General features: G+C 43.9%; 1 pseudogene. It reads right to left on the reverse strand.

The annotated features are described in order from the left end of the window. Positions 1 to 513, reverse strand: a pseudogene (locus GMD1S_RS12420) (type VII secretion protein EssC); the annotation flags it as partial.

Genomic DNA, 513 nt, shown 5'->3' on the forward strand with positions numbered 1-513 from the left:
ATCAAGATTTTATCCTCGCTACCACGATAGATGATCCGTGGAGAACGATGATAATCTGGATAATCTTCATAAAAACCATATCGAGATGGTTCTCTCAGAGTCAGTTGTGGCCCAACTTGGGCAGGACCCTGGACCCATACTTCATCTGGATAGAACTTGATCGTCACCGCCCCTAGACTCAACTCATCTCCAAAACCAATCAATTGCTGGTCCATTTGTTCCAGATGATTGTTTCGATAAAATGCGCCTTTTAGTCGAGTTAGCTTCCATTGATTTTGGGATTTTTGGAGTAAGAGTTCAACATCTCCATCTAGTGTGATCAATGCACCTTTTTGAGAGCCAATCTGAAACTCTGATAAATCCAAAAGGTCATAAACCCTTGGCTCCCCTTCTCGGAGATAAAAGACGACCTCACCCAAACGCAGACCATCTTTCAAGAGTCCCACTTCATCGTCGTACTGATAAAAGACCTCGTCACCATCGACCTTGAGCTGAATCGGTCTTTCCTGTTGA

The sequence above is a fragment of the Streptococcus sp. GMD1S genome (assembly GCF_000296875.1).
Lineage (GTDB): Bacteria > Bacillota > Bacilli > Lactobacillales > Streptococcaceae > Streptococcus.